This is a genomic window from Afipia dichlorophenoxyacetatis (genome assembly GCF_055386385.1).
In genome coordinates, this window is sequence record NZ_AP029250.1 from 3,957,566 (window position 1) to 3,981,157 (window position 23,592).

The 23,592-nt window shown below is 58.7% G+C and carries 22 protein-coding genes and 1 pseudogene; 11 read left to right on the forward strand and 12 right to left on the reverse strand.

Going from position 1 to position 23,592, the window contains the following annotated elements:
* The first annotated feature begins 101 nt into the window (after positions 1 to 101).
* The 3 genes from ACZ5C3_RS18580 (at position 102) to ACZ5C3_RS18590 (ending at position 3,028) form a co-directional block, all read left to right on the forward strand.
* Positions 102 to 1,862 (forward strand): ATP-binding protein, encoded by a 1,761-nt coding sequence (locus ACZ5C3_RS18580; RefSeq protein WP_464031976.1) that lies wholly within the window; start codon positions 102 to 104, stop codon positions 1,860 to 1,862.
* A 95-nt stretch (positions 1,863 to 1,957) separates the two neighbouring features.
* Positions 1,958 to 2,539 carry a peroxidase-related enzyme gene (locus ACZ5C3_RS18585; protein ID WP_464031978.1) on the forward strand — a complete coding sequence of 194 codons (582 nt, stop codon included), beginning with the start codon at positions 1,958 to 1,960 and terminating at the stop codon, positions 2,537 to 2,539.
* Positions 2,540 to 2,557: 18 nt separating this feature from the next.
* On the forward strand, positions 2,558 to 3,028 hold the full coding sequence (locus ACZ5C3_RS18590; RefSeq protein WP_464031979.1) for an MgtC/SapB family protein: 471 nt from the start codon (positions 2,558 to 2,560) through the stop codon (positions 3,026 to 3,028).
* On the opposite strand, the gene ACZ5C3_RS18595 is transcribed toward ACZ5C3_RS18590, so the two are convergent.
* Positions 3,025 to 3,648, reverse strand: coding sequence for a ParB-like protein (locus ACZ5C3_RS18595; RefSeq protein WP_464031981.1), 624 nt, complete (start codon positions 3,646 to 3,648; stop codon positions 3,025 to 3,027). The two genes, ACZ5C3_RS18590 and ACZ5C3_RS18595, sit on opposite strands and share 4 nt — an antisense overlap.
* Positions 3,649 to 3,890: 242 nt before the next feature.
* Between ACZ5C3_RS18595 and ACZ5C3_RS18600 the strand changes: the two genes are divergently transcribed.
* The 7 genes from ACZ5C3_RS18600 to ACZ5C3_RS18630 all read left to right on the forward strand — a co-directional run bounded on the left by ACZ5C3_RS18600 (position 3,891) and on the right by ACZ5C3_RS18630 (position 9,897).
* Complete coding sequence (locus tag ACZ5C3_RS18600) at positions 3,891 to 4,259, forward strand: hypothetical protein (protein WP_464031983.1); 369 nt, start codon at positions 3,891 to 3,893, stop codon at positions 4,257 to 4,259.
* 326 nt (positions 4,260 to 4,585) lie between these two features.
* The gene (locus ACZ5C3_RS18605) at positions 4,586 to 4,867 is read left to right on the forward strand and encodes an acyl carrier protein (protein WP_143573138.1); all 282 of its coding nucleotides are present in this window, start codon (positions 4,586 to 4,588) and stop codon (positions 4,865 to 4,867) included.
* Between the two features lie 12 nt (positions 4,868 to 4,879).
* Entirely contained in the window at positions 4,880 to 5,353 is a 474-nt protein-coding gene (locus ACZ5C3_RS18610) for a 3-hydroxyacyl-ACP dehydratase FabZ family protein (RefSeq protein WP_464031985.1), read from the forward strand.
* A complete protein-coding gene (locus tag ACZ5C3_RS18615) occupies positions 5,346 to 6,542 on the forward strand; it encodes a beta-ketoacyl-ACP synthase (protein WP_464031987.1) in 1,197 nt (398 codons plus the stop codon). The genes ACZ5C3_RS18610 and ACZ5C3_RS18615 overlap by 8 nt, the downstream gene beginning before the upstream one ends.
* 13 nt (positions 6,543 to 6,555) lie before the next feature.
* Complete coding sequence (locus ACZ5C3_RS18620; protein ID WP_464031989.1) at positions 6,556 to 7,836, forward strand: beta-ketoacyl-ACP synthase; 1,281 nt, start codon at positions 6,556 to 6,558, stop codon at positions 7,834 to 7,836.
* A 106-nt stretch (positions 7,837 to 7,942) separates the two neighbouring features.
* Positions 7,943 to 8,965, forward strand: coding sequence for a zinc-binding dehydrogenase (locus ACZ5C3_RS18625; protein WP_464031991.1), 1,023 nt, complete (start codon positions 7,943 to 7,945; stop codon positions 8,963 to 8,965).
* A complete protein-coding gene (locus ACZ5C3_RS18630; protein WP_464031993.1) occupies positions 8,965 to 9,897 on the forward strand; it encodes a lipid A biosynthesis lauroyl acyltransferase in 933 nt (310 codons plus the stop codon). The genes ACZ5C3_RS18625 and ACZ5C3_RS18630 overlap by 1 nt, the downstream gene beginning before the upstream one ends.
* A 12-nt stretch (positions 9,898 to 9,909) precedes the next feature.
* Here ACZ5C3_RS18630 and ACZ5C3_RS18635 read toward each other — a convergent pair whose 3' ends face one another.
* The 10 genes from ACZ5C3_RS18635 to ACZ5C3_RS18680 form a co-directional block, all read right to left on the reverse strand.
* The gene (locus tag ACZ5C3_RS18635) at positions 9,910 to 11,010 is read right to left on the reverse strand and encodes a polyamine ABC transporter substrate-binding protein (RefSeq protein ID WP_464031994.1); all 1,101 of its coding nucleotides are present in this window, start codon (positions 11,008 to 11,010) and stop codon (positions 9,910 to 9,912) included.
* Positions 11,011 to 11,038: 28 nt separating this feature from the next.
* Entirely contained in the window at positions 11,039 to 12,190 is a 1,152-nt protein-coding gene (locus ACZ5C3_RS18640; protein ID WP_464031996.1) for an aminotransferase, read from the reverse strand.
* Positions 12,191 to 12,197: 7 nt separating this feature from the next.
* On the reverse strand, positions 12,198 to 12,527 hold the full coding sequence (locus ACZ5C3_RS18645; protein ID WP_464031998.1) for a rhodanese-like domain-containing protein: 330 nt from the start codon (positions 12,525 to 12,527) through the stop codon (positions 12,198 to 12,200).
* 72 nt (positions 12,528 to 12,599) lie between these two features.
* Positions 12,600 to 14,525 (reverse strand): potassium transporter Kup, encoded by a 1,926-nt coding sequence (locus ACZ5C3_RS18650; protein WP_464032000.1) that lies wholly within the window; start codon positions 14,523 to 14,525, stop codon positions 12,600 to 12,602.
* Between the two features lie 131 nt (positions 14,526 to 14,656).
* Positions 14,657 to 16,558 (reverse strand): potassium transporter Kup, encoded by a 1,902-nt coding sequence (locus tag ACZ5C3_RS18655; protein ID WP_464032002.1) that lies wholly within the window; start codon positions 16,556 to 16,558, stop codon positions 14,657 to 14,659.
* Positions 16,559 to 16,873: 315 nt separating this feature from the next.
* Positions 16,874 to 17,698, reverse strand: a complete 825-nt coding sequence (locus ACZ5C3_RS18660; RefSeq protein WP_464032004.1) for an OmpA/MotB family protein — start codon at positions 17,696 to 17,698, stop codon at positions 16,874 to 16,876.
* A gap of 29 nt (positions 17,699 to 17,727) precedes the next feature.
* Positions 17,728 to 18,501: a motility protein A gene (locus tag ACZ5C3_RS18665; protein WP_464032006.1), complete on the reverse strand. Its 774-nt coding sequence runs from the start codon at positions 18,499 to 18,501 to the stop codon at positions 17,728 to 17,730.
* Between the two features lie 193 nt (positions 18,502 to 18,694).
* On the reverse strand, positions 18,695 to 19,573 hold the full coding sequence (gene pssA, locus ACZ5C3_RS18670; protein WP_464032007.1) for a CDP-diacylglycerol--serine O-phosphatidyltransferase: 879 nt from the start codon (positions 19,571 to 19,573) through the stop codon (positions 18,695 to 18,697).
* Between the two features lie 79 nt (positions 19,574 to 19,652).
* On the reverse strand, positions 19,653 to 20,351 hold the full coding sequence (locus ACZ5C3_RS18675) for a phosphatidylserine decarboxylase (RefSeq protein ID WP_464032009.1): 699 nt from the start codon (positions 20,349 to 20,351) through the stop codon (positions 19,653 to 19,655).
* A 33-nt stretch (positions 20,352 to 20,384) separates the two neighbouring features.
* A complete protein-coding gene (locus tag ACZ5C3_RS18680; protein WP_464032010.1) occupies positions 20,385 to 22,346 on the reverse strand; it encodes an ABCB family ABC transporter ATP-binding protein/permease in 1,962 nt (653 codons plus the stop codon).
* Positions 22,347 to 22,578: 232 nt separating this feature from the next.
* Here ACZ5C3_RS18680 and ACZ5C3_RS18685 point away from each other — a divergent pair, with 232 nt between their 5' ends.
* Positions 22,579 to 23,184, forward strand: coding sequence for an LOG family protein (locus ACZ5C3_RS18685; protein ID WP_464032012.1), 606 nt, complete (start codon positions 22,579 to 22,581; stop codon positions 23,182 to 23,184).
* Positions 23,185 to 23,198: 14 nt separating this feature from the next.
* On the opposite strand, the pseudogene ACZ5C3_RS18690 reads toward ACZ5C3_RS18685, so the two are convergent.
* A pseudogene (locus tag ACZ5C3_RS18690) lies at positions 23,199 to 23,584 on the reverse strand (VOC family protein).
* Positions 23,585 to 23,592: the final 8 nt, after the last annotated feature.

A 23,592-nucleotide genomic window follows, 5' to 3' on the forward strand; every position in this document is an offset into this window, starting at 1 on the left:
TCCTCGATTCGATCGGGTTCCATCGTCCTGTTTAACAATTTGTGCAACAACGCCCGTCATAGTCCGGGGAAATCAAAATTCCTGACAGGCAAAACTTACGCATGTTGACCTCACCGCAGGCTACCTCGCTTGGGCGCGTGATTTCGGTTCGCGGCTCACAGGCCCGCGTTGGAATCCTCGCGACCAACCAGATCTCGAACAATGCTCCACGCGCGACCGTCGGCCAATTCTTCGGAATTCGCACCGCGACGACGACGATCGTGGCGATCATCACTGAAGTGACGCGAGAAAACCTGCCGACAACCGATAATTATTTGGCGGTTGCTTCCGTCGACCTGCTCGGCGAAATCGCAAGCGGACCGACCGGCCGCTTTCAACGCGGCGTTACGTCTTATCCAACCATCGGCGATGCGGTCGATGTGCTCACCAATCAGCAGCTCAGAACGGTCTACGCACCATCGAAAGCCGAACAGATCAGCATCGGCACGCTGCAACAGGATCCTTCCGTCATCGCGCACGTCGATGTCGAAGAAATGCTCAGCAAGCATTTCGCGATTCTAGGTTCAACGGGCGTCGGAAAATCCAGCGGCGTCTCGTTACTGTTGAACGAGATTCTCCGCGTTCGGCCGAACCTGCGCGTCTTCCTGCTCGACGTGCACAACGAATATGGCCGTTGCTTCGGTGACAAGGCACTGGTCCTTAATCCACGCAATATCAAACTACCATTCTGGCTGTTCAATTTTGAAGAGTTCGTCGACGTGATCTTTGGCGGACGCCCTGGCGTTCCTGAAGAACTCGAGGTGCTTGTCGAGTTGATCCCGCTCGCAAAAGCAACCTACACGCAATACCAGAACTCCGATCGCGTTGGGCTTAAACGGGCCGATCCGAAAAATGTTGGCTTTACACCAGATACACCGGTGCCCTACCGGCTCGTTGACCTGATCTCGCTGATCGACGAACGCATGGGCAAGCTGGAAAATCGATCTTCACGCATCGTCTACCACAAGCTGATCTCGCGCATCGAAGCCGTAAAGAACGATCCGCGCTATGCGTTCATGTTCGAGAATGCGAACGTCGGCGGCGACACGATGGCTGAAGTCGTCAGCCTTCTATTCCGCTTGCCTGCAAATGGCCGGCCGATGACCATTATGCAACTCGCAGGCTTCCCCGCCGAGGTTGTGGACTCCGTCGTTTCCGTGCTTTGCCGCATGGCATTCGATTTTGGATTGTGGAGCGACGGCGCATCGCCGCTGCTGTTCGTGTGCGAAGAAGCCCACCGTTATGCGTCTGCCGATCGTAGTGTCGGATTTGGTCCGACGCGAAAAGCCGTATCGCGCATCGCCAAGGAAGGCCGCAAATACGGCGTTTATCTCGGATTGATCACGCAACGGCCGGCCGAGCTCGATGCGACCATCATCTCCCAGTGCAACACACTGTTTGCCATGCGGCTGGCTAACGACCGTGACCAGACGCTGCTCCGCTCCGCGGTTTCTGACGCCGCAGCCAATCTTCTGTCGTTCGTGCCATCGCTTGGCACCCGCGAAGTACTTGCGTTCGGCGAAGGCGTCGCACTGCCGACCCGTCTGCGTTTCAAGGAAGTGCCGACGCATCAATTGCCACGCGGCGAAGCGACCATTGCAACCTCGCCAACCGCCTATACCGGTCACGACATCAACTTCGTCAGCTCGGTGTTGGAACGTTGGCGCGGCGCGCAAACGCACCGAGAAGCTCCGAACGACCCGGTCTTCGGCGGCGGATTGGGCGATCGTACGCTCCCGCGCATGTCTGAAGCTCCCATGCTGCAACCATCCATGGGCCTCGATCCCGATCGCTTCTCCTTGCTGAAAAAGCCGTTGCGCTGAGCTGATCTGCGTCCCGATTGTTGGAGAGCTGCCGCTTGCGTGGCGGGCGCCTTCGCCTATGCTCGCGGCAACAGTTCTCATATCGGGCTATACATATGTCTCAACGTCCTATCAGCCGCTTTCCCGTCCCTGCGTTGAACGCATTGCCAGACGACATCCGCACGCGGATTCTAGCGGTCCAGGAAAAATCCGGATTCGTACCAAACGTGTTCCTCGCGCTGGCCTACAGGCCGGACGAGTTTCGCGCGTTTTTTGCCTACAATGACGCGCTGATGGAAAAAGAAGGCGGGTTGAGCAAAGCCGAGCGCGAGATGATCGTGGTCGCGACCAGCGCCGCCAACCAATGTCACTATTGCATCGTCTCCCACGGCGCAGTGCTGCGCATCCGCGCCAAGAATCCGCTCATCGCCGACCAGATCGCGAACAACTACCGCAAGGCCGACATCACACCGCGTGAGCGCGCGATGCTCGATTTCGCCGTCAAGGTTTGCCTGGAATCGCAAAAGACATCCCCCGACGACTTTAAGACGCTGCATGCGCACGGCTTCAGCGACGACGACATCTGGGACATCGCAGCGATCGCCGCGTTCTTCGCGCTTTCAAATCGCATGGCCAGTGTCACGGACATGCGGCCCAACGACGAATTCTATATGATGGGCCGAGTCCCGAAGACGTAAAGAGAAAGGCGCTTCAATTTGCTCGAGTGGTCTGACATCGTCCTGCGGCTGGGTGTGGCAACACTCGCATCCGGCGCCATCGGTCTCAACCGCGACCTGCACGGTAAGCCGATCGGGTTGCGAACGTTGGGCCTGGTCGGCCTCGCAACCGCACTTGCCGTCATGATCGCCAACCCTGCGGCCCTCGAAGCCGGACGATTGTCCGACGCCACGAGCCGCGTCATTCAGGGAATTCTCACCGGCATCGGCTTTCTTGGCGCTGGCGTCATCGTCCATGCCGAACAGCACAAGGTGAAAGGTCTCACGAGCGCGGCGAGTGTCTGGTTTACCGCATGCATCGGCGTGGTGTGCGGCTTGGGGCACTGGCGGCTCGTTGCCGTCGCTCTCGGCATCGCGCTCTTGCTACTTGTCTTCGGCGGACCGCTAGAGCGCGCGATCCATCGCCTTTTCAGCGGCCGGAATAGCGAAGACTTGCCACCCGCTCCTTAGTCGTCCGAAGCCGGTCCACACCAGCCGGGCAAGTAAATCGCGTCTTTGCTTTTTCCCAACGCCAGAGCCTGCTCGATAGCCTTTTCAAAATCGGCATCGACGGATTTGCGCGGCAGGCGCCGGCGCAGAAAATCCGCCCAAAGGAATTCGCTGAAAGGCGTTGTGTCCTTGGCAAAGCCACCGGCACGACGTAGTTCGCCGGCCAGGCTCCGGAATGGATCGTCTTTCAAACCCGTGATGTTTTTCGGCAGCTCATCATAGTGGCAACGTTCGCCCTTGGCGTCGTAGGGATACACCCAGCGATGGTTATCCAGCACCACCCAGAATGCCTTTTTATCCACCATCGTGAGATCGGCGACCACCGAGACCAGAACGTCCTTCTCACCTTCTTCATGAAGGGCGCGGGCCAAATGGTGATGGTCGATGACGTAGTTGCGCTTGTCTGGACCCACCACGACCGGGATCATGTGCCTTCCGAGCAGCTCGGCGCGCTTCTTTTTGGTGTGGTTTCGCCACCGTTTGCGCTTCTCATTGACCTCTCTCATACCGACAGTCATCTGCGTGGGACGCAGAGAGAGGATTGAAACTGGCTCCAGGACTGGCTCGCGTTTGTTCGCCATTGGGTTCGACAACCTCCGATGCGTAAGACAGCGAATATGTACCGAAAATGTGATCCGGCTGGACATCACGATCGGGGCATGATGCAGTGCAAACTAAATTGTCTGCATGGTCCGCGACGTGAGATTGGCCGAACAACGACAATCGGTTCCATCTATCCTTTAAGGCATCACAGGAATACCTTCTTTTTTCAAGACACCTTGAATCGACGTGCTAAAACAATTGGCAATTCGGATTTCGATTCATGACCATTCAGCGACCAGTGATGACGGACGGCGAAAATCGCGTAGTGAAATTCCGCCCGCGCACCTTGGCGCGACCGCCTGCACCTGTTGCGAATGAGAACACCGACAACGTCGCCCATGTTGGGAGCGACAAGGCTGCGCCTGATCTGTCACAATATGAGCGTGGACGTGAGAGCCCTGAAGAGTATCGCCATCGGATGATTGCTAATGTTGCCGCGATCGTTTTCACGGCGGCGCTGACAGGCATCGGAATTTGGCTGGCGATGACTCTTGCCGATCTTCGCAATACGCAGGACTGCGTTTTGATGGGCCGGCGGGATTGCGCTCACATCTCCGCCCAGGCCGTCCATCTAGCTCGGTACAACTAGTGTGGCGGTTCTGAAGTCCGCATCATGCTTGCTGCGAGTCCGGAATGCGGACTTCAGAACCAAAGCCACACTAGAACAATAACTTGCTAGAGCCCTTCGATTCCGAAGTTCGCAGACGAACGAGCAGCGGTATCATGCGAACTTCGGAATCGGGACTCTAGCCATCCCCAGGCTGTCCACCGTGGCTCCCTGTGCCATTGAACTCGGCCCCCTGCTCCGATATACGGGAATTTAACACTCGTCCCTTCGGGGGCTGCGACAGCCTTCCCTGTTCCTGCTCCGCGCCAAGAATGGGCAATTTACCCCGAAATATCAAAGGTTTATAGATGTCGACTACATTCGATCAGGTCGCCACGATCATTGCGGAAACATGCGACATTCCCCGCGACACGATCACCCCTGAGAGCCATGCAATCGACGATCTGGGCATCGACAGCCTGGATTTCCTCGACATTGCATTCGCAATCGACAAGGCATTCGGCATCAAATTGCCGCTTGAAAAGTGGACCCAGGAGGTCAACGACGGCAAGGCGACTACAGAGCAGTACTTCGTTCTGAAGAACCTCAGCGCCCGTATCGACGAGCTGGTCGCGGCCAAGGGCGCCTGACGCGCCCCCGCCATGCACCTCGAATATTTCAAACTGATCGACCGGATCGCCGACCTCAACGTCGGCGAACGGACCATTACGGTTGAAGCCCAAGTCCCGCAGACCAATACGATCTTCGAAGGGCACTTCCCCGGCTATCCGCTGATGCCGGGCGTTTTGCTGATCGAGGCGATGGCGCAGACGTCGGGCTGGCTTCTGATCGCTCTGTTGAAGTTCGAACGCATGCCATTTCTCGCCAGCGTCAAAGAAGCCAAGATGCGGGATTTCGTAAAGCCGGGCGAACTGCTGACTATTGATGCCAGCCTCTCCCACGATGGGTCAGGCTTTGCGATCACGGAGGCAAAGGTGCGCGTCAACGGCAAGCTGAAATGCAACGCCACGCTGACTTTCCGCCACACGCCATTTCCGAACGCAGAACTGCGTGGACACATGGAAGCGATGGCGAAGCAGCTCGGCTTTCCCGAACAGGCTATGACTCATGACTGAGCCCACATCGAACGGCGGGTCGCGTGAAACCTGGATCACCGGCATTGGCCTTGCGACCTCGCTGGGCGAAGGGCTGGACGCGCATTGGGATGCTCTGAGCAAGAAAGAGATCAATGCGGACGTGACGTCGTTCGCGCCGTATATCGTTCACCCCATGGTGAAGGTCAGCTTTGACTCACAGATCCCTAAAAAGGGTGATCAGCGCCAGATGGAAGCCTGGCAGCGCATCGGCACCTACGCCGCAGGGCTCGCGCTCGATTCGGCAGGCATCAAAGGCAATACCGAGATTCTTTCCCGGACGGACATGATCGTTGCCGCCGGTGGCGGCGAACGCGATCTCGCTGTGGACTCGGCCGTTCTCAACGCGCAGGCCCAGAGCAACGACTCTCCGGCTTCGTTGAACGAACGCTTGATGAACGACCTGCGCCCGACGCTGTTTCTGGCGCAGCTTTCCAACCTGCTCGCAGGCAACATCGCCATCGTCCACGGCGTGACCGGATCATCCCGCACCTTCATGGGTGAGGAAGCCGCGGGCGTTGATGCCGTCCGCATTGCGCTGGCACGTATCGCGGCAGGCCAGAGCGATATCGCCCTCGTTGGTGCTGCGCAGAACGGCGAGCGCAAAGATCTGCTGATGCTCTATGAGTTCGCGGATTACAACCTGAAAGACAAGTTTGCCTCGGTATGGGAGCGTGCGAACGGTTTCGCGCTTGGCTCCGGCGGAGCCTTCCTGGTTCTGGAATCCAAGGAGCACGCGCTAGCGCGCGGTGCGAAGCCCTACGCGAAGCTCACGAACGTAGTCTCCGACCTCGCACGGCGCAAAACCGCGGGCGATGTCACCTCGACGATGGATCGGTTGTGGTCAAAGCTTGGCCCAGTTGGAAGCGATGCGGCCATCATCACCGGTGCAACGGGGGCAGCCCAGGTGACCGCTGAGGAGCGGGCTTTCCTGGCGAAACATAAGGACATCCCCGTACGCGCCACGGGCACTTCTTTCGGCCACATCATGGAAGCGCAGTTCCCCCTCGGGATAGCGCTTGCCGCGTTGTCGGTCTCCCGCGGAGGGCTATTCCCCGCGAATGATGGCAGCAATGTCGAGATTGAAATGTCCAAGGCGCCTTCCCAGATTGTGGTGATTGGGGCTGGCCACTGGCGCGGCGAAGGCATGGCGCTGGTCGAAGCTGTATAACTGCGGGGACACCATGACAGCGAAACGCGATAAATTCGGACGGCCTATTATCGTTGTCACGGGCATGGGCGTTGTCACCTCGCTGGGCGCCGGCAAATCCGACAATTGGGCGAAGCTCTCCGCTGGCGAGTCCGGAATTCGCACGATCACGCGTTTCCCGACTGACGGCATGAAGACCACGATGGCCGGCACCGTCGATTTCCTTTCCATCGAACCTTTCTCATCCACCGTTCTTTCTGAACGCCTCGCCGACGTTGCGACTGAAGAAGCGGTCGCCCAGGCGAACATTGGCACGAAGGGCGACTTCCCAGGCCCCTTGTTTCTGGCTGTTGCGCCGGTCGAACTCGAGTGGCCTCCTCGCCAGGACATTGGCCGCGCCACTGGCTTGCAGTCCGGCATAGATTACGACGCGCTGCTGCGCGCCAGCGGTGGCGGAAAGTTTACGGATCTCCATCGCCGCTTCGTATTTGGCTCGGTTGCTGACCATCTGGCAGAAACCTTCGGCACCAAGGGCTCGCCTATTTCGTTGTCCACCGCATGCGCGTCGGGCGCCACCGCCATTCAACTCGGTGTCGAGGCAATCCGCCGCGGTGAGACCGACGCTGCGCTTTGCGTGGCAACGGACGGCTCGGTGAATGCCGAAGCCCTGATCCGCTTTTCGCTGTTGTCCGCCCTCTCAACTCATAACGAGCCGCCGCAGGGCGCAGTGCGTCCTTTCGCGAAGAATCGCGATGGCTTCGTGATGGCCGAAGGCGCAGGAGCGCTCGTGCTCGAAAGCCTCGAGTCAGCGACTGCGCGCGGAGCAAAAATTCTCGGCGTTGTGGCCGGTTGCGGCGAGCTGGCAGATTCCTTCCACCGCACCCGATCCAGCCCGGACGGAAAACCGATCGTGGGTTGCGTTCGCAATGCATTGGCTGATGCCGGGATGGACGTCGAGCGGATCGACTATATCAACGCCCACGGCACCGGCACGCCCGAGAACGACAAGATGGAATACCTCGGCATCTCGACCGTATTCGGCGAGCGCGCCAAGCAGGTGCCGGTTTCGTCCAACAAGTCGATGGTCGGCCATACCCTTTCGGCCGCGGGCGCGGTCGAAGCGGTATTTTCGCTACTGACGCTCGAACACCAGCGCATCCCGCCCACGATCAATTACGACGTGCCCGACCCTGCAATCCCGTTCGATGTGGTGCCGAACCAGGCACGCGACGCCCGCGTGACGGCCGTGATGTCCAATTCGTTCGGATTCGGCGGCCAAAACGCCTCCCTGATCCTGACCGGCGAGCCGGTCTGACCGGGCTTCTGTGACGGCGATGGTTGACGCCATCGCCTGAACCGGCGATACGCTCCCGAACAGTTCATGAACCTTTAGTCTTGGATCTAGTCTTGGAGACGCAGTGATGCGTGCGCTTAGCCTTGTTGCCGACCGCGAACTGGTGGTCGCAGACGTCCCGCCCCCGCCACCGCCGGGCGCTGGCGAAGTGCAGATCCGCGTCAAGGCCGTCGCACTCAACCATATCGACGTGTGGGGCTATCGCGGCATGGCCTTCGCCAAGCGTAAGCTGCCTCTTGTGGTCGGCGCCGAAGCCTCAGGCGAGATCGCATCGGTCGGCGAAGGCGTCACACGCTTCAAGCCGGGCCAGAAGGTCGTGATGTACGGCGCGCTGACGTGCGGCACCTGCCCGGCCTGCAAGGAAGGCCGTGACAACCTCTGTGAAAACGTTGCCGGCATCATGGGTTTCCATGTCGACGGATTTGCCCGCGAGTTGATGAACCTGTCGGAACGGCTCGTCATTCCGGTTCCGGATGGTGTTAGCGACCGCGATGCAGCCTGCGCACCGATCGCCTTTTCCACCGTTCAGCACATGCTGTTCGACAACGCGAAACTCCAGCCTGGTGAGACTGTCCTGGTGCATGCCGGTGGCTCAGGCATCGGCACGGTCGCGATCATGATGGCGAAAGCCATCGGCTGCACCGTCATCACCACTGTGGGCGATGACTCGAAAATCGAAGGCGTGAAGGCGCTCGGCGCCGACCACGTCATCAACTACCGCAAGGATCGTTTCGAGGGCGAAACCCGCAAGATCACCAAGAAGAAAGGCGTCGACGTCGTCTTCGAACACGTCGGCGCGGATACCTTCAACGGCTCCCTGCTGAGCATGAAGCGCGGCGGGCGTCTGGTAACCTGCGGATCAACATCGGGACCGACAACCACCATCAACCTGATGCAACTGTTCCAGCAACAGTACCGCATCTTCGGTTCGTTCGGCGCGACCATGCGCAACATCACCGACAGTCTCGACAAGATCGCCGCGGGCATGAAGCCGGTCATCGATATGGAAGTGCCGATCAGCGATGTCGCATCCGCACTCAAGCGCATGGAAAGCCGGCAGGTCTTCGGCAAGATCATCGTCACATTCTGATGAAGCGTCTTTTCTTACGCGCCAAGGCCGGCCTGCGCGATGCCGTAAAGCCCGTGACGGGCGCGGTCGTGGGTAGCATCGCGGTTGGCGTGCTGCGCATGACACGTTATTTCGATCCGCAGCGCACCGCAGACACGTTTGCATCCGTGACGCGCGGGATCGGACCATGGCTGCCAGAACACAAGATCGGCCGCGCCAACTTGACTGCGGCATTTCCGGAAAAGTCGCCTGAGGAAATCGAAACGATCCTCACGGGCGTATGGGAAAATCTCGGACGCGTCGCCGCAGAATTTGCCCACATTGATCACATCTGGGATCTCGATCCTGAAAATCCCGAGAAGGGCCGTATCGAACCCGCGCCGGGCAGCATCGAGAAATTTCTAAAATTGCGCGACGACGGCAAGGGTGCGCTCGTCTTCGCAAGTCATCTTGCCAATTGGGAATTGCCTGCCCTCGCCGCGCCAGCGTACGGGCTCGAATCGGCTGTGCTCTTTCGCCGGCCGAACATCGCCGCTGTCGATCGCGCCATTCAGGACATCCGCGCGGTGAACATGGGAACGATGGTTGCAACCACGCACGACGCCCCCTTGCGACTTGCGCAGGCCCTTCAGGACGGCGTGCACGTCGGCATGTTGGTCGATCAACATTTCGGACGCGGTGTGGACGTGACTTTCTTCGGCCGCCGAGCCAAAGCCAATCCCATGCTCGCACGCCTCGCCCGTCAGGTCGACGTCCCGATCCATGGCGTTCGTGTCATGCGGTTACCGAACCATCGCTTCCGTATCGAGGTCTCGGACGAAGTCGTCCCGGTTCGTGATGCCGACGGCAAAGTCGACGTACAAGGGACGACGCAAGCGATCACATCGGTGATCGAAGGCTGGATTCGCGAAGCCCCCGAGCAATGGCTCTGGCTGCACCGCCGTTGGCGCTGAGACGGCGTCTCCTCAGCGGCCGGTTTTCACACGCGTCCATATCCGGTTGATGATCCGCTGCGTCGCAGGATCGCGCGCGGTAATCACGAACAGCCGACCAAGTGTCGTATCGTCCGGATAAACCGTCTTATCATCGAAGACTTTCGGATTGATCAGATTCTGGCTGGCGAGATTGCCGTTTGCATAAGACAGAAAGTCGGAATTCTTGGCCGCAACATCCGGACGGTAGAGATAGTTGATGAGTTCGTAGGCCTCGGCGACATTCTTCGCATCCGCCGGAATGGCGAAATTGTCGAAGAACATCTGCGCGCCCTCTTTGGGGATCGCGTAACCGATTTCAACGCCGTTGTTGGATTCCGCAGCCCGGCTCTGCGCCTGCTTGATGTCTCCGGACCAGCCCACCACGAAGCAGATCTCGCCGGTGGCCAGCGCACTCAGATATTCCGACGAGTGAAACTTGCGGACATAAGGCCGTATCTTGCTGACCAGCTCAGCCGCCTTTTCAAGATCCGCCTGCTTGGTCGAATTCGGATCAAGCCCGAGATAGTTCAGCGCCGCCGGCAGAATGTCGTCAGGGGAATCCAGCATCTGGATTCCACAATCCTTGAACTTCGCCAAGTTCTCCGGCTTGAACACGATATCCCAGGAATCGATCTTTGCGTCCGGCCCCAGGATGTCGCGAACCATCTTGACGTTATAGCCTATGCCCGTGGTGCCCCACATATAGTTGACGGCGTAGGCGTTCCCCGGATCGTAGATCGCGAGACGCTTGGTCACCTCGGGCCAAGCATTGGCGAGATTAGGCAGCTTGGTCTTGTCGAACTTCTGAAAGATATTCGCCGCGATCTGACGCTGCAGGAAATAGGCTGTCGGGACAACCACATCGTAGCCGGACTTGCCCGCAAGCAACCGCGTTTCGAGTGTCTCGTTGGCATCGAATGTGTCGTAGACAACCTTGATGCCGGTCTCCTTGGTGAAGTCGTCAAGGACGCCCGGCGCCATGTAGTTCGACCAATTGTAGAAATTGACCGTTCGCTGCTGGGCTTGCGCTGAACACGCCGTCAGCACGCCTGCGATCAAAGCTACCAGGCGTAGTCCTTTCGCAATCCCCATGCCCATCAGCCTTCTTTCGTCGTCTCAATCAGCCATTCAGCACACGCGACAGTCGTTCCAGCGCCGTGTCGATCGTTTCGTCCTTCTTTGAGAAGCAGAACCGCACCACCGACGTCACATGATCCTCTTCATAGAAAGCTGACACAGGAATCGTCGCGACCTTGTGCTCAGTGACGAGACGCTTGCAGAAGGCTTCGTCAGTCTCGTTCAGCCCAAGCGGAGCAAGGTCCACATTGACGAAATATGTGCCCTGCGATTTCAGGACAGGAAAACCAATCCGTGACAATCCCTCACTCAACCGGTCGCGGCTGCGCGCCAGTTCTGCGCGCATGTTGAAGAAGTAATCGTCTGATTTGCCGAGCCCGTAGGCCACCGCGACCTGAAGGTTCGGCGCTGTAGTAAAGGCCAGGAACTGGTGAGCTTTTGCCAACACGCGCAGGAGATGCGGCGCGGCGCAAACAAAGCCCACTTTCCACCCGGTCAGCGCGAAGATTTTTCCGGCAGAGCCGACCTTCACAGTGCGATCGCGCATTCCCGGAAGCGAAATCAGAGGAATGTGTTGCAATCCGTCGAAGACCACATGTTCCCAGACCTCGTCGCAAACCGCGATCAGGTCGAACTCCTGACAGATCCGCGCAAGCATCTCCAGGTTTTCGCGCGGATATACTACAGCGGCGGGATTCAATGGATTGTTGAGAACGACGTACTTCGTTTTCGGCGTAATCGCGCGACGGATCGCTTCTTCCGGTAGCAACCAATGCGGTGGCTCGAGGCGAATGAATTTCGGGATGCCGCCCGCCAAGCGAATGATCGGCACGTAAGAATCGTACATCGGCTGGAACACCAGCACCTCGTCGCCGGGCTTGATCAAGCCGAGCAGTGATCCCGCCAGTGCCTCCGTTCCGCCGGAGGTCACCATGACTTCCGTCATGGGGTCGAGCTGGACGCCATGCCAGTGCGCATAATGGGTCGAAATCGCCTGACGAAGTTCAGGGATCCCCATCATGGAAGGATATTGATTGTAGCCGTTCAAGACGGCGTCGGCCGCCTTTTCACGAATGTCCAGCGGACCCGGGTCATCCGGAAATCCCTGGCCGAGATTGATGGCGTTGAGGTCACGCGCAGCCTGCGACATGGCCTCGAAGATTGTGACCGGCAGGTCCGCGAATATCTTGTTCATCGAAAAATCAGCCGCCCGTCTTCGTCGGCAGGCCAGCAGCCTTCCAACCCAGCATGCCGCCGGCAAGATGCGAGTCATAAGGCTTGCCGTCCGCCTGCGCAGCCAGCGACGCGGTCACGGAACGTTTGCCAGAACGGCAGGCGAAAACGATCGTCTTGCCCTGCGGGTCGGGAATGTCGGAAGGGTCAAAAGTTGAGAGCGGTACCACCACCGCGTCAGGATAGGCTTCGACCGCAACTTCATTCGGCTCCCGGACGTCGATCAACAGATAACGCCCTTCGGCAATGCCCTTGGCAACGTCGGCCGGAGCCAAATCGTGAACTTTATGGTCTGACAATTTAAGCCTCCGGGAGGTGCATGGATGCCGCAAACTCCCTTTTTATGACGGGAAAATCAAGCTTTCGCGCAGCTAGATAGTGACCTGCGTTCCGACTTCAACGACCCGCCCGGTTGGGATCTGGAAGTAATCGGTGGCATCGTTGGCGGAGCGGCTCAAGGCAATAAACAAGTGATCCTGCCAGCGCGGCATTCCGGATTGGGCGGCGGGCTTCAAGGCACGGCGCGACAGGAAAAACGAAGTCGACATGATGTCGAACTGCCAGCCCAGCTTGCGGGCGATGACAAGGGCCCGCGGCACATTCGGCGATTCCATGAAACCGAATTTGAGCACGACCTTCGAGAACATCTCGCTCACCTCTTCAAGCCGCACGCGCTCCGACGGATCGATGCGCGGAGTCGGCGCGGTTTCGATGGTGAGAATAACATTCTTCTCATGCAGCACTTTGTAATGCTTCAGACTGTGCATGAGCGCTGTCGGCGCGTAGTCGGGGTTGCTCGTCAAAAACACCGCCGTACCTGGCACGCGCTGCGGCGGCTTCTTTGCCAACATCCCGATGAGATCGGTCAGAGGAATTTCCTGCTTGTGCGACTTCTCATAGAGCAGCCGACTGCCGCGCCGCCACGTATACATCAACAGCATGACAAGGCCGCCGAGTGCGAGGGGCACCCACCCGCCTTCGAAAATTTTCAGCAGGTTGGCCGTCAGGAAAGTTAGGTCGATCACGAGGAACGGCAGAATCAAAGCGGCAGCCGCGAGAGGATGCCACCGCCAGACTTTCCAGATCACCACAAAACCCATCATCGCCGTGACGACCATCGTCCCCGTCACCGAGATGCCGTAAGCCGAAGCGAGCGCGCTGGAGGAACGGAATACGACCACCAGCATCAGCACCGCGATGAACAGCAGCATGTTGACGCGCGGAATATAGATCTGACCGGAATGCGTTTCAGACGTGTGAGTGATTTCAAACCGCGGCATCAAACCGAGTTGGATCGCCTGGCGAGTCAGCGAATAAGCACCGGTGATAACCGCCTGACTGGCAATGACGGTTGCGATGGTCGCAAAGATCACCATCGGCACAAGAGCCCAGTCGGGAAACATCAGATAGAACGGGTTCTCGATCGCCTTCGGATTGCCGATGACGAGCGCCCCCTGCCCGAGGTAGTTCAGCGCCAACGACGGCAAGACAATGCTCAGCCACGCGGTCTGAATTGGGCGTTTGCCGAAATGGCCCAGATCCGCATAGAGCGCCTCTGCGCCGGTCACCGCCAAGAAAACGGCGCCCAGTGTTACTAGCCCGATCACGCCATGGTGGAGGACGAACGATACGGCATAGGTCGGGTTGAGAGCTCGTAACACCTCCGGATGCAGCAGGATTTGCGGTACGGCCGCAACGGCGATCACGACAAACCAGAGACACATGACCGGACCAAAGAATGCAGCAACCCGTGCCGTCCCGCGCGATTGAACGGCAAACAGCGCCATAAGGATGATGACCGTCAAGGGAACGACGTAGGGATCCAGAGCCGCGGTTGCGAGCTTCATGCCTTCGATGGCCGACAGCACTGAGAGCGCAGGTGTGATGACGGCATCGCCGTAGAACAATGCGCCGCTGATAATGCCGAGCATAACGATCAACCCGCTGCTCGACTTCAGCGCACGCTGGGCCAGCGCCATGAGCGCCAGGGTGCCGCCCTCCCCGTTGTTGTCGGCCCGCAACAGGATCACGACGTATTTGAGGGTCACGACGACGATCAACGCCCAGAGGATCAATGACAGGACGCCAAGCACCGCGAAGGGTTCAATGACGTCCGCCTTTGTACCGGCTGCAGCCACCGCTTCACGGAAGGCATAAAGCGGACTGGTGCCGATGTCCCCGTAGACAACACCGATACTGCCGAGCATTAGCGCACTGAGTGAAGCCGTTGAATGCGTCTCGCCATGGCCGCTTGCCGCCGGCGTATCTACGGCGGTCATTGATGTGTCCGTGGTCATGGATCAGTGCCTCAACCCTCGCTGCCCTTAAGCAGACAACGAAGTATACCGGTAAATTCACGCGGACGCACTGCGAGAGCATCCACAAGGGTTAAACGTTTGCGCATATCAGCCGGTTCAATTTTCCGGGGTTAGATAGTGACTTGCGTACCGACTTCCACGACCCGTCCCGTCGGAATCTGGAAGTAGTCGGTTGCGTCATTAGCCGAACGGCTCATTGCGATAAACAGGTGATCCTGCCAAAGCGGCATTCCGGATTGCGCTGCCGGCTTCAAAGACCGCCGCGACACGAAAAATGACGTCGACATGATGTCAAACTGCCATCCGAGCTTGCGGGCAATCGCCAAGGCCTTTGGCACGTTCGGTGATTCCATAAAGCCAAATTTAAGGCGTACCGTGGAAAACTTGTCACTGATGCGCTCCATCTTGACGCGCTCTGAAATATCCACGCGCGGTGTCTCCGCCGTGTGAATGGTCAGGATGACATTGTGCTCGTGAAGAACCTTGTTGTGCTTCAGGTTATGCAACAGCGCGGTCGGCACATATTCCGGGTCACTGGTTAAAAAGACCGCAGTTCCCTTGACGATATGCGGCGGCCGTTTCTCGAGGCTTTGGATCAAATCCCGCAATGGCACTTCGGTACGGCGGGTCTTGTCGATCAGAATCGCGGCACCCTTGCGCCAGGTCCAAATCATCATCACCATGATCAGACCGAACAGCAGCGGCACCCACGCTCCCTGAAGCAGCTTCAGTAAGTTAGCTGCCAGAAACGTCAGGTCGACCACAACAAGTGGCGCAATCAACGCAGCAGCCGCGGCCGCGCGCCAATTCCACAGCTTCCAGATCACAACAAAACACATGATGCCGTCAGCAACCATCGTGGTTGAAACCGCGATGCCGTAGGCCGACGCCAGTCCGCTCGATGTCCGGAACAGACCAACCAGCAGCAACACGCCGATCAGCAAAAGGATATTCACACGCGGCAAATAGATTTGCCCGGCGTGCGCCTCCGAGGTGTAGCGGACCTCGAAACGGGGCAGCAATCCGAGCTGGATCGCCTGACGTACCAACGAGAATGCCCCTGTGATCACTGCCTGACTGGCAATCACCGTCGCGGCCGTCGCCAGACAGATCAACGGCACCAGAACATTTTCCGGCACCATGCGGTAGAACGGGTTTTCGACTGCCCCCGGATGAGACAGGACCAGTGCACCCTGACCAAAGTAATTGATGAGCAGACTGGGCAGCACAAAGAAGAACCAGGCGGCCTGAATCGGTTTGCGTCCGAAATGCCCCAGATCGGCATAAAGTGCCTCGCCACCCGTGACGGCGAGGAATACTGCGCCGAGAATAACCAGGCCGATCACGCCGTGAGTCAGCAGAAACCCGACCGCGTGGACCGGATTGATGGCGTACATCACGGTGGGATCATCGCTGATGTGCATCAAGCCCAGGACGCCAAGCGTGGCGAACCAAATGATCATCACGGGAGCGAAGGCGCTTGCAACCAGCGCCGTTCCACGGCTCTGTACGGCGAACAAACAAACGAGGATCACGATCGCCAGCGGCACAACATAATGTTCAAGCGCGGGGGCCGCCAACTTTAAACCTTCAACGGCCGAGAGCACGGAGATAGCCGGCGTGATCATGGCGTCGCCCAGGAACATCGAGCCGCCGACAACACCCAGCGCGAGAAGGAGCCAGCTTCGCCGGCCGAGCGCGCGCTGACCGAGCGCCATCAACGATAGCGTGCCGCCCTCCCCGTTGTTGTCGGCCCGCAGCAGCAGCAGCACATACTTGATGGTCACGACGACAATCAGCGACCATAAAATCAGCGATAGCACCCCCAGCACGATCTCGCGCGACACAGGCCCGCCATGGGCTGCGTTGTGGACCGCCTCGCGAAAGGCATACAGGGGCGACGTGCCGATATCACCGAACACGACGCCGATACTGCCGAAAGCAAGCGCCCAAAAGCCGGTCCTTACCGGGACTTCGTGCGCAGCTTCAGCCGATGTCTCGCTGGCCGCCATATCGAGGGAACGCCTATGGTGTTTCTTTGATCCTGACGGACCATGATCGATTTGAGGTGGGGCTTCTTATATCACCCCAACCCAAATGGCACCTGCGACAATGCAGATCAGGTTCTTCTTAGTGGTGGTTCAGAGGTTCGCCCGATTTTTCCTGCGAGACCTGCCAGCGAACGTCTAAACACTAAAGTGTTTTAGAATCATATACTTATTAGCGCCCCCTCGAATCCAAAGTCCGCTGCGGAGCGCGCTGCGCATGAGTTAGACTTCGGATTCGGGACACCGGCAGCGCAAGAGGTATAATAGTAGTGATAAATCTTATGGCTTCAGATTGGGAGGCAGCGGCGGATCTTCCCGCATCAAGGTGATGGTCACCCGCCGGTTTGCTGCCAGCATCGGGTCATCCGGGAAGAGCGGCTGGGTGTCGGCCTTGCCCGATACCGCAAAGACGTGTGACGTCGGCAAGCCTTCCTGCTCCAGGATCTGACGCACGGCATTGGCGCGATCGGACGACAGATCGAAGGCATCGTATCCCGATCGCGATGGAACGAAGCTGGCCGAGGTATGACCAACAACCGACACGCGGAGCGGAGTCATTCGCAGCGGCGCGGCGAGCCGTTGGATCAGTCGCCGCGTTCTTTCCAACGGCTGTTTCGACCCTTCGGCAAACATCGAGCGGCCGTCTTGATCGACGATTTCAAGATTGAGCCCCTCCTTGGTTTCTTCGAACATGATGTTCTTGGACACCTCGGTGATTTCCGGCATGTCCTGCAAAGCCTGTCGCAGCGATGCTGACGCGAGCGCAAATTCGCGATCGGTCTTCATCTGCGCGCCAACAATTTTGTTCTTGTCATCCTGGTCTGGCGTCGGAGTGGACGATGCCTCTTCCGGGGGAATATGAGCGGCGTTCTTCATCCTGGCGCGCGTCGGCAGACCATCGACTTCAATGATCCCCGCGTAGCGCTGAATCGAAACGCCGAACGCGTCGCGCATGGAGCCCGCAACAACCTTCAGTTTGTTTTGGTCCTGATTTGAAAATGCGACGAGCACGACGAAAAACATCATCAACAAGCCCATCAGATCGGCGAACGTGACGAACCAGCCGTGACCGCCGCCATGCCCGCCACGATTTTTCTTGGCCATGACCTGTCTCCTGCCTCAGCGTTATGAGATCAAGCCGGAACCGGCTCGCCCGCTTCATGGCGGTGCTTTTCCGGAAGATAGGCCAGCAGCATTTCACGGACGAGCGTTGGAGACTTCGCATCGCGAATCATCAGGATGCCGTCGATGATCAGGGTGCGGTTGGTTTCCTCGTCGGCCAGTTTGACATGAAGCTTGTCGGCAAGTGGGAGACAGAACAGGTTGGCCACAAGCGCGCCATACAGTGTCGCAAGCAGCGCAACAGCCATGAAGGGGCCGAGCTTGGATGCGTCGGACATGTTGGAGAACATCTGCACCATGCCGATGAGCGTGCCGACCATGCCGAACGCCGGAGCGCAGTCGCCGATAGCGCGATAGATCTTCTGTCCCTCGTCGAGGTGCATCAGGAAGTTGTCGCGATCGCGCTCAAGGTTGTCGCGAATGAACTCCATGTCGTAACCGTCAGCGACATAGCGGATGCCTTTGGCAAGGAACGCGTCGTCTGTCTCGACCTTTTCAAGACCAACCGGCCCCTGCTTGCGGGCGACTTCGGCCAAACGCGCCAGCTCATCGACCAGCTCGCGCGACGTGGTGCTGCGGATGGTGAAGGCGAATTTCAATCCCAGCGGCATGCCATGGAGGATAGCGACCAAAGGAAAGCGGATCAGCGTTGCGGCAAACGAGCCGCCGCCGATAACGATAAGCGCGTGGGTATCGTAGAAGGCTCGGAAGTCGCCGCCCAGAAGAATAAGTGTCGAAACAACGATGAGCCCCGCAATAAGGCCGGCAGCGGTAGTGATATCCATAGAAGCACCCCAACGCATTTACGGCGCGCCTCGTTCTGAAACGCGCAGCGTGACCCTAGCGTCGATGCAATTAAATTCGCGTAAAGGTTATCGAGCGAAGTACTCGGACAACCGCAAATGACGATCGCGATCGCCCAAAGCGCGTCATGGAGATTTTTAAGAATCTCCTAACGATCGCGCTAATGATTGGCCGTCAGTTCAGGCGCGACGGCCGATCCGTCTGGTCCTGCTCAGCTGCTGCAGGCGCGCTGAAGTCCGGCGCAGCCTCCTGACGGCCGGCATCACTTGAAGCCGCCGCCGCACGAGCCCGGTGCTCATGGTCGCGATAGGACTTCCATCCGATAGGCAGGGAGATGAGATAGAGAAGCGAGCCGCCGGTCAAAAGATGCCACGGGTAGCTGATCAGGATGGCGATGAAGAGGACGACCAGTACGACCACGGGCAGCACCATGTCAGGCGCGACTTTGGCGCCGATCATTTTGCCGGAAAAGACCGGCAACCGTGACACCATCAGGAAGGCAATCGTCAACGTATAGATAGCGGTCAGTGTGGCTGGGAGTTGAGGAGCCCCGATGAGCACGAGGTACATCGGCAACAGCACGCAAATCGCTCCGGCAGGCGCCGGCACGCCGGTAAAATAATTCGCGGCGAACGGCGGCTTGTTCGGATCGTCCATCGTGGCGTTGAAGCGCGCCAGACGCAGCCCGCCGCTGATCGCGAAGATCATCGCGGCGATCCAGCCGACATTATTGAGATCGTGCAGCTGCCAGAAATAAAGAATGAGAGCAGGCGCCACGCCAAAATTGACGAAGTCTGCGAGACTGTCGAGCTCGGCGCCGAAGCGGGATTGCCCCTTGATCATGCGCGCCACGCGGCCATCGATGCCGTCGAGCACTGCGGCGAAAACAATCGCCGCCAGGGCCAGTTCGTTGCGCCCCTCGATAGAGAGGCGGATTGCGGTTAGTCCGGCGCAGATCGCCAGCAACGTGATGACGTTAGGCACCAGCATCCGGATCGGAATCTGGCGAAACCGGCGGCGGCGGAGATCGGGCGATCTTGGATCAGAAACCATGGGCATAACCCATTATATAACAAGTCAGCCCGCCTCCGCCACGACGGTCGAAGGCTTTCCGTTCCTGCCACAGGCGTGGTTAATCGACCCGGTACGTCCGTCCGCCATCGCCGAGGCGGAAGTCTGCCAAGACGGTCTCGCCGGCAATGGCGGTCTGTCCCTCGGCCACCAGCGCCTTGGCCCCCTCTGGAAGATAGACGTCCAGGCGCGATCCAAAGCGGATCAAGCCAAAGCGCTCACCAGCCGCCAGGGTCTGCCCTTCCCGCACGAAAGATACGATGCGCCGGGCAACCAGCCCGGCAATCTGGATGACGCCGATCCGGCCGGCCGGGGTCGAAATCACCAGCGAGTTGCGCTCATTGTCCTCGCTCGCCTTGTCGAGATCGGCATTGAGGAACTTCCCGGGGCGATAGGCGATTCGGTCGATCCGGCCTGCCACCGGGCTGCGGTTCACATGACAGTTGAAAACGCTCATGAAAATGGAAACGCGTGGGAGCGGCCTGTCGCCCAGCCCCAATTCCGCTGGCGGTACAGCCTGCACCACCATGGAGACACGCCCGTCAGCTGGCGAGACAACGAGGCCTTCGCGGGTTGGGGTGACTCGGACAGGATCGCGGAAGAACAGCGCGCACCATATAGTCAACCCGCATCCGATCCAGCCCAGTGGCGTCCAGATCCAGAACAGGATCAGGCTGGCGAGCGCAAAGCCACCGATAAACGGATAGCCTTCCGGATGGATCGGAGGGATTTGCGCGCGAATGGAATTGACGACAGACATAAAATTCTGACCTGTGTTTAAACGTAATACAGATTATTCTGCAGCGACCAACGGATCGTCGATCTGTGGAGGTGCGCGATTCAGCGCGATGTTTTCATCGGCCATCATCGCCAGCTTCTCGCGCGCTTCCTGAGCTTCACGTTGCCTGTTCCACATGCTGGCGTAAAGGCCGTTTGCCGCCAGAAGGCGTGAGTGCGTGCCACGCTCGACGATCCGTCCTTGATCCAGCACGATAATCTCATCTGCGCCAACGATCGTGGACAACCGATGCGCGATGACCAGTGAAGTGCGGTTGCGCGATACCTTCTCAAGTTCGTCCTGAATCTCGTGCTCGGTGTGGCTGTCGAGCGCGGACGTCGCCTCATCGAGAACCAGTATCGGAGGCCCCTTCAGAATGGTGCGTGCAATCGCCACGCGCTGCTTCTCGCCACCCGATAGCTTCAGACCGCGCTCGCCGACTTCGGTTTCGTAGCCGTGTGTCGACCTGCGGATGAAGCCATCGATCTGCGCCATGGCCGCGGCCTCTTCGACTTCCGCATCGGTCGCATCCCAACGGCCATAGCGAATGTTGTAGCGGATGGTGTCGTTGAACAGCACGGTATCCTGCGGCACCATACCGATCGAAGCACGAAGCGACGCCTGTGTAACCGCACGGATATTCTGGCCATCGATCGTGATCTGTCCGCCGCTCACGTCGTAAAGGCGGAACAGCAGCCGCGAAATGGTGGACTTCCCCGCCCCTGACGGACCGACGATGGCAACGGTTTTACCCGCCGGGACCTCGAAGCTGAGCCCCTTCAGGATGGGCCGCTCGGGATCGTAAGCGAACTGCACATTGTCAAACCGGACAACGCCTGCCGACACATGCAGCGGCTGCGCACCTGGAATATCCTTTACCTCTGCACTCCGGCCAAGCACGCCGAACATCTTCTCGATGTCGATGATCGCCTGTTTGATCTCGCGATACACCATGCCCATGAAGTTGAGCGGCTGATAAAGCTGGATCATCATGGCGTTGACCATGACGAAGTCGCCCACGGTGTTGGTGCCGTTGCGTACGCCCATGGCGCACATCATCATCGTCGCAGAGAGGCCGAGGGTGAAGATGATGGCTTGTCCGGTGTTGAGCACGGCGAGCGAGGTGTAAGTCTTGACGCTCGCGCGCTCGTAGCGCTCCATCGACTTATCGTAGCGCGTTGCCTCGCGATCTTCCGCGCTGAAATACTTCACCGTCTCATAGTTGAGCAGCGAGTCGATGGCCTTGGTGTTTGCCTCCGTATCGGAGTCGTTCATCTTGCGGCGAATTTCGATCCGCCATTCCGTCGCGATGTAGGTGTAGTACATGTAGATCACGACAGTCGCGAGCGTGACGAGCGCATAACGCCAGTCGAACTGCCAGACCAACACCGCCATCAATAATGCAAGCTCAACGATGGTGGGTGCGAGCTGCAGGATCACCATACGCACGATGGTCTCGATGCCGGTGCGACCACGCTCCAGCACACGCGTCAAACCGCCGGTCTTGCGCTCCAGATGGAAGCGCAGCGACAGTTCATGCATATGGATAAAAGTCAGGTAGGCGAGCTTGCGCACCGCATGCATCGCCACCTTTGCAAAGATGCCGTCGCGCCACTGCGTCAGCACCGCCATGAGGATACGCGTGCCGCCATAGCTGGCAGTCAAGAGCAGCGGCGATGCGAACAGCCACAGCGTCCAGTTTGACGCCTGCACAGGCGCCGTGTCCGCCCCGGTCAATGCGTCGGTCGCCCATTTGAAGGTGAACGGCACAGCGAGCGTTGCCAGCTTGGCGATCAACAGCAACACCATCGACCAAACGACACGCATCTTTAGATCGAAGCGGTCACCTGGCCAGATATACGGCCACAGGCGCGCCAGCGTTCCGAACAGCGTTGCTTTTTCGGCTTTCAAGTCTGCGATGGCATTTTCAGCAGCGGCGGCGGAAGCCGCGGGGGACGAAGCGCTCGTATCAACCATTGGCCGTCCCGGTCACATAGGGCAGCCGTTCGCGGCCGCCAATCTCTTTTTGTTCACGGATTGTCATGCGCCCCATATAGAGGCTTTAGGTCCGTTTCGCACCCTTTTTGGTGGTAATTCTTTCCAATCCCACCTCGCCTTGGGATGATTTTCCCCGCCTGATTTCCTGAGCCCATAATCCCGCAATGCGGCCGTCTTGACGATGTCGCAATGCGATGCCACATCGCAAAGTATGAAAATTATCAAGAATGTTTGCGTTTATTGTGGTTCCGGCCCTGGCACTAATCCCGGTTTCGTCAAAGCAGCCACAGCGTTCGGCAAGGCCCTTGCCGAGAACGGTGTCGGCCTCGTCTATGGCGGCGGCTCGATTGGCCTGATGGGCGCTGTCGCGACAGGCGCGCTCGACCACGGCGGTACGGTGACCGGCATCATCCCGGACTTCCTGACCGCGCGCGAGAACGCGCTGAAACGTGCGCAGGAGCTGATCGTCACGAAGGACATGCATGAGCGAAAGCAGCTCATGTTCGATCGCTCCGACGCGTTCGTGGCGCTTCCCGGCGGCATCGGCACGCTAGAAGAGCTTGTCGAGCAGATGACCTGGGCCCAGCTTGGCCGTCACACCAAGCCAATCCTCATCGCCAACATCGAAGGCTTCTGGAATCCCCTGCTCGTGCTGCTCGATCACATGAAGGATACGGCGTTCATTCGCGCGAATCTGTCGGTGGATATTTTGACCGCGGAACATGTCGAAGACATTTTGCCGATCCTGGAAAAGGCGGCAACCCGCGTTCCTGAAGCGACCAAGCTGATGGACGACAAAGTCGCAAGCCGGCTCTAATCTAGAGCTAGCTATCAGCCGGACTTGTCCTTCAAAAAGGTCACGGCCTCGATCCGATTGCCGTCCAGGTCGACGATGAACGTCGCATAGTAACTCGGATGATACTCTAGACGCGGGCCAGGCGCTCCACTGGACTGCCCGCCCGCTTTTAACGCGGCTGCATGAAGGCTTCGATCGCAGCCGTTGTCGGCGCACGCAGGCAGATATGCGTTCCACACTCAAGCGGGACCGGCTTCATGCCAGCGCGAAGATTGATCCAGAACTCGGGATAGTTTTTTCCAAACCCGATCGTGGTGGGTCGCTCAACCAGCTTGGTCATACCAAGCGGTGCGAGCACAGTTTCATAGAACTTTGTGCCGCGCTCGAGATCGGAAACCCCAACAGAGACATGATCGATCATCAGACCTC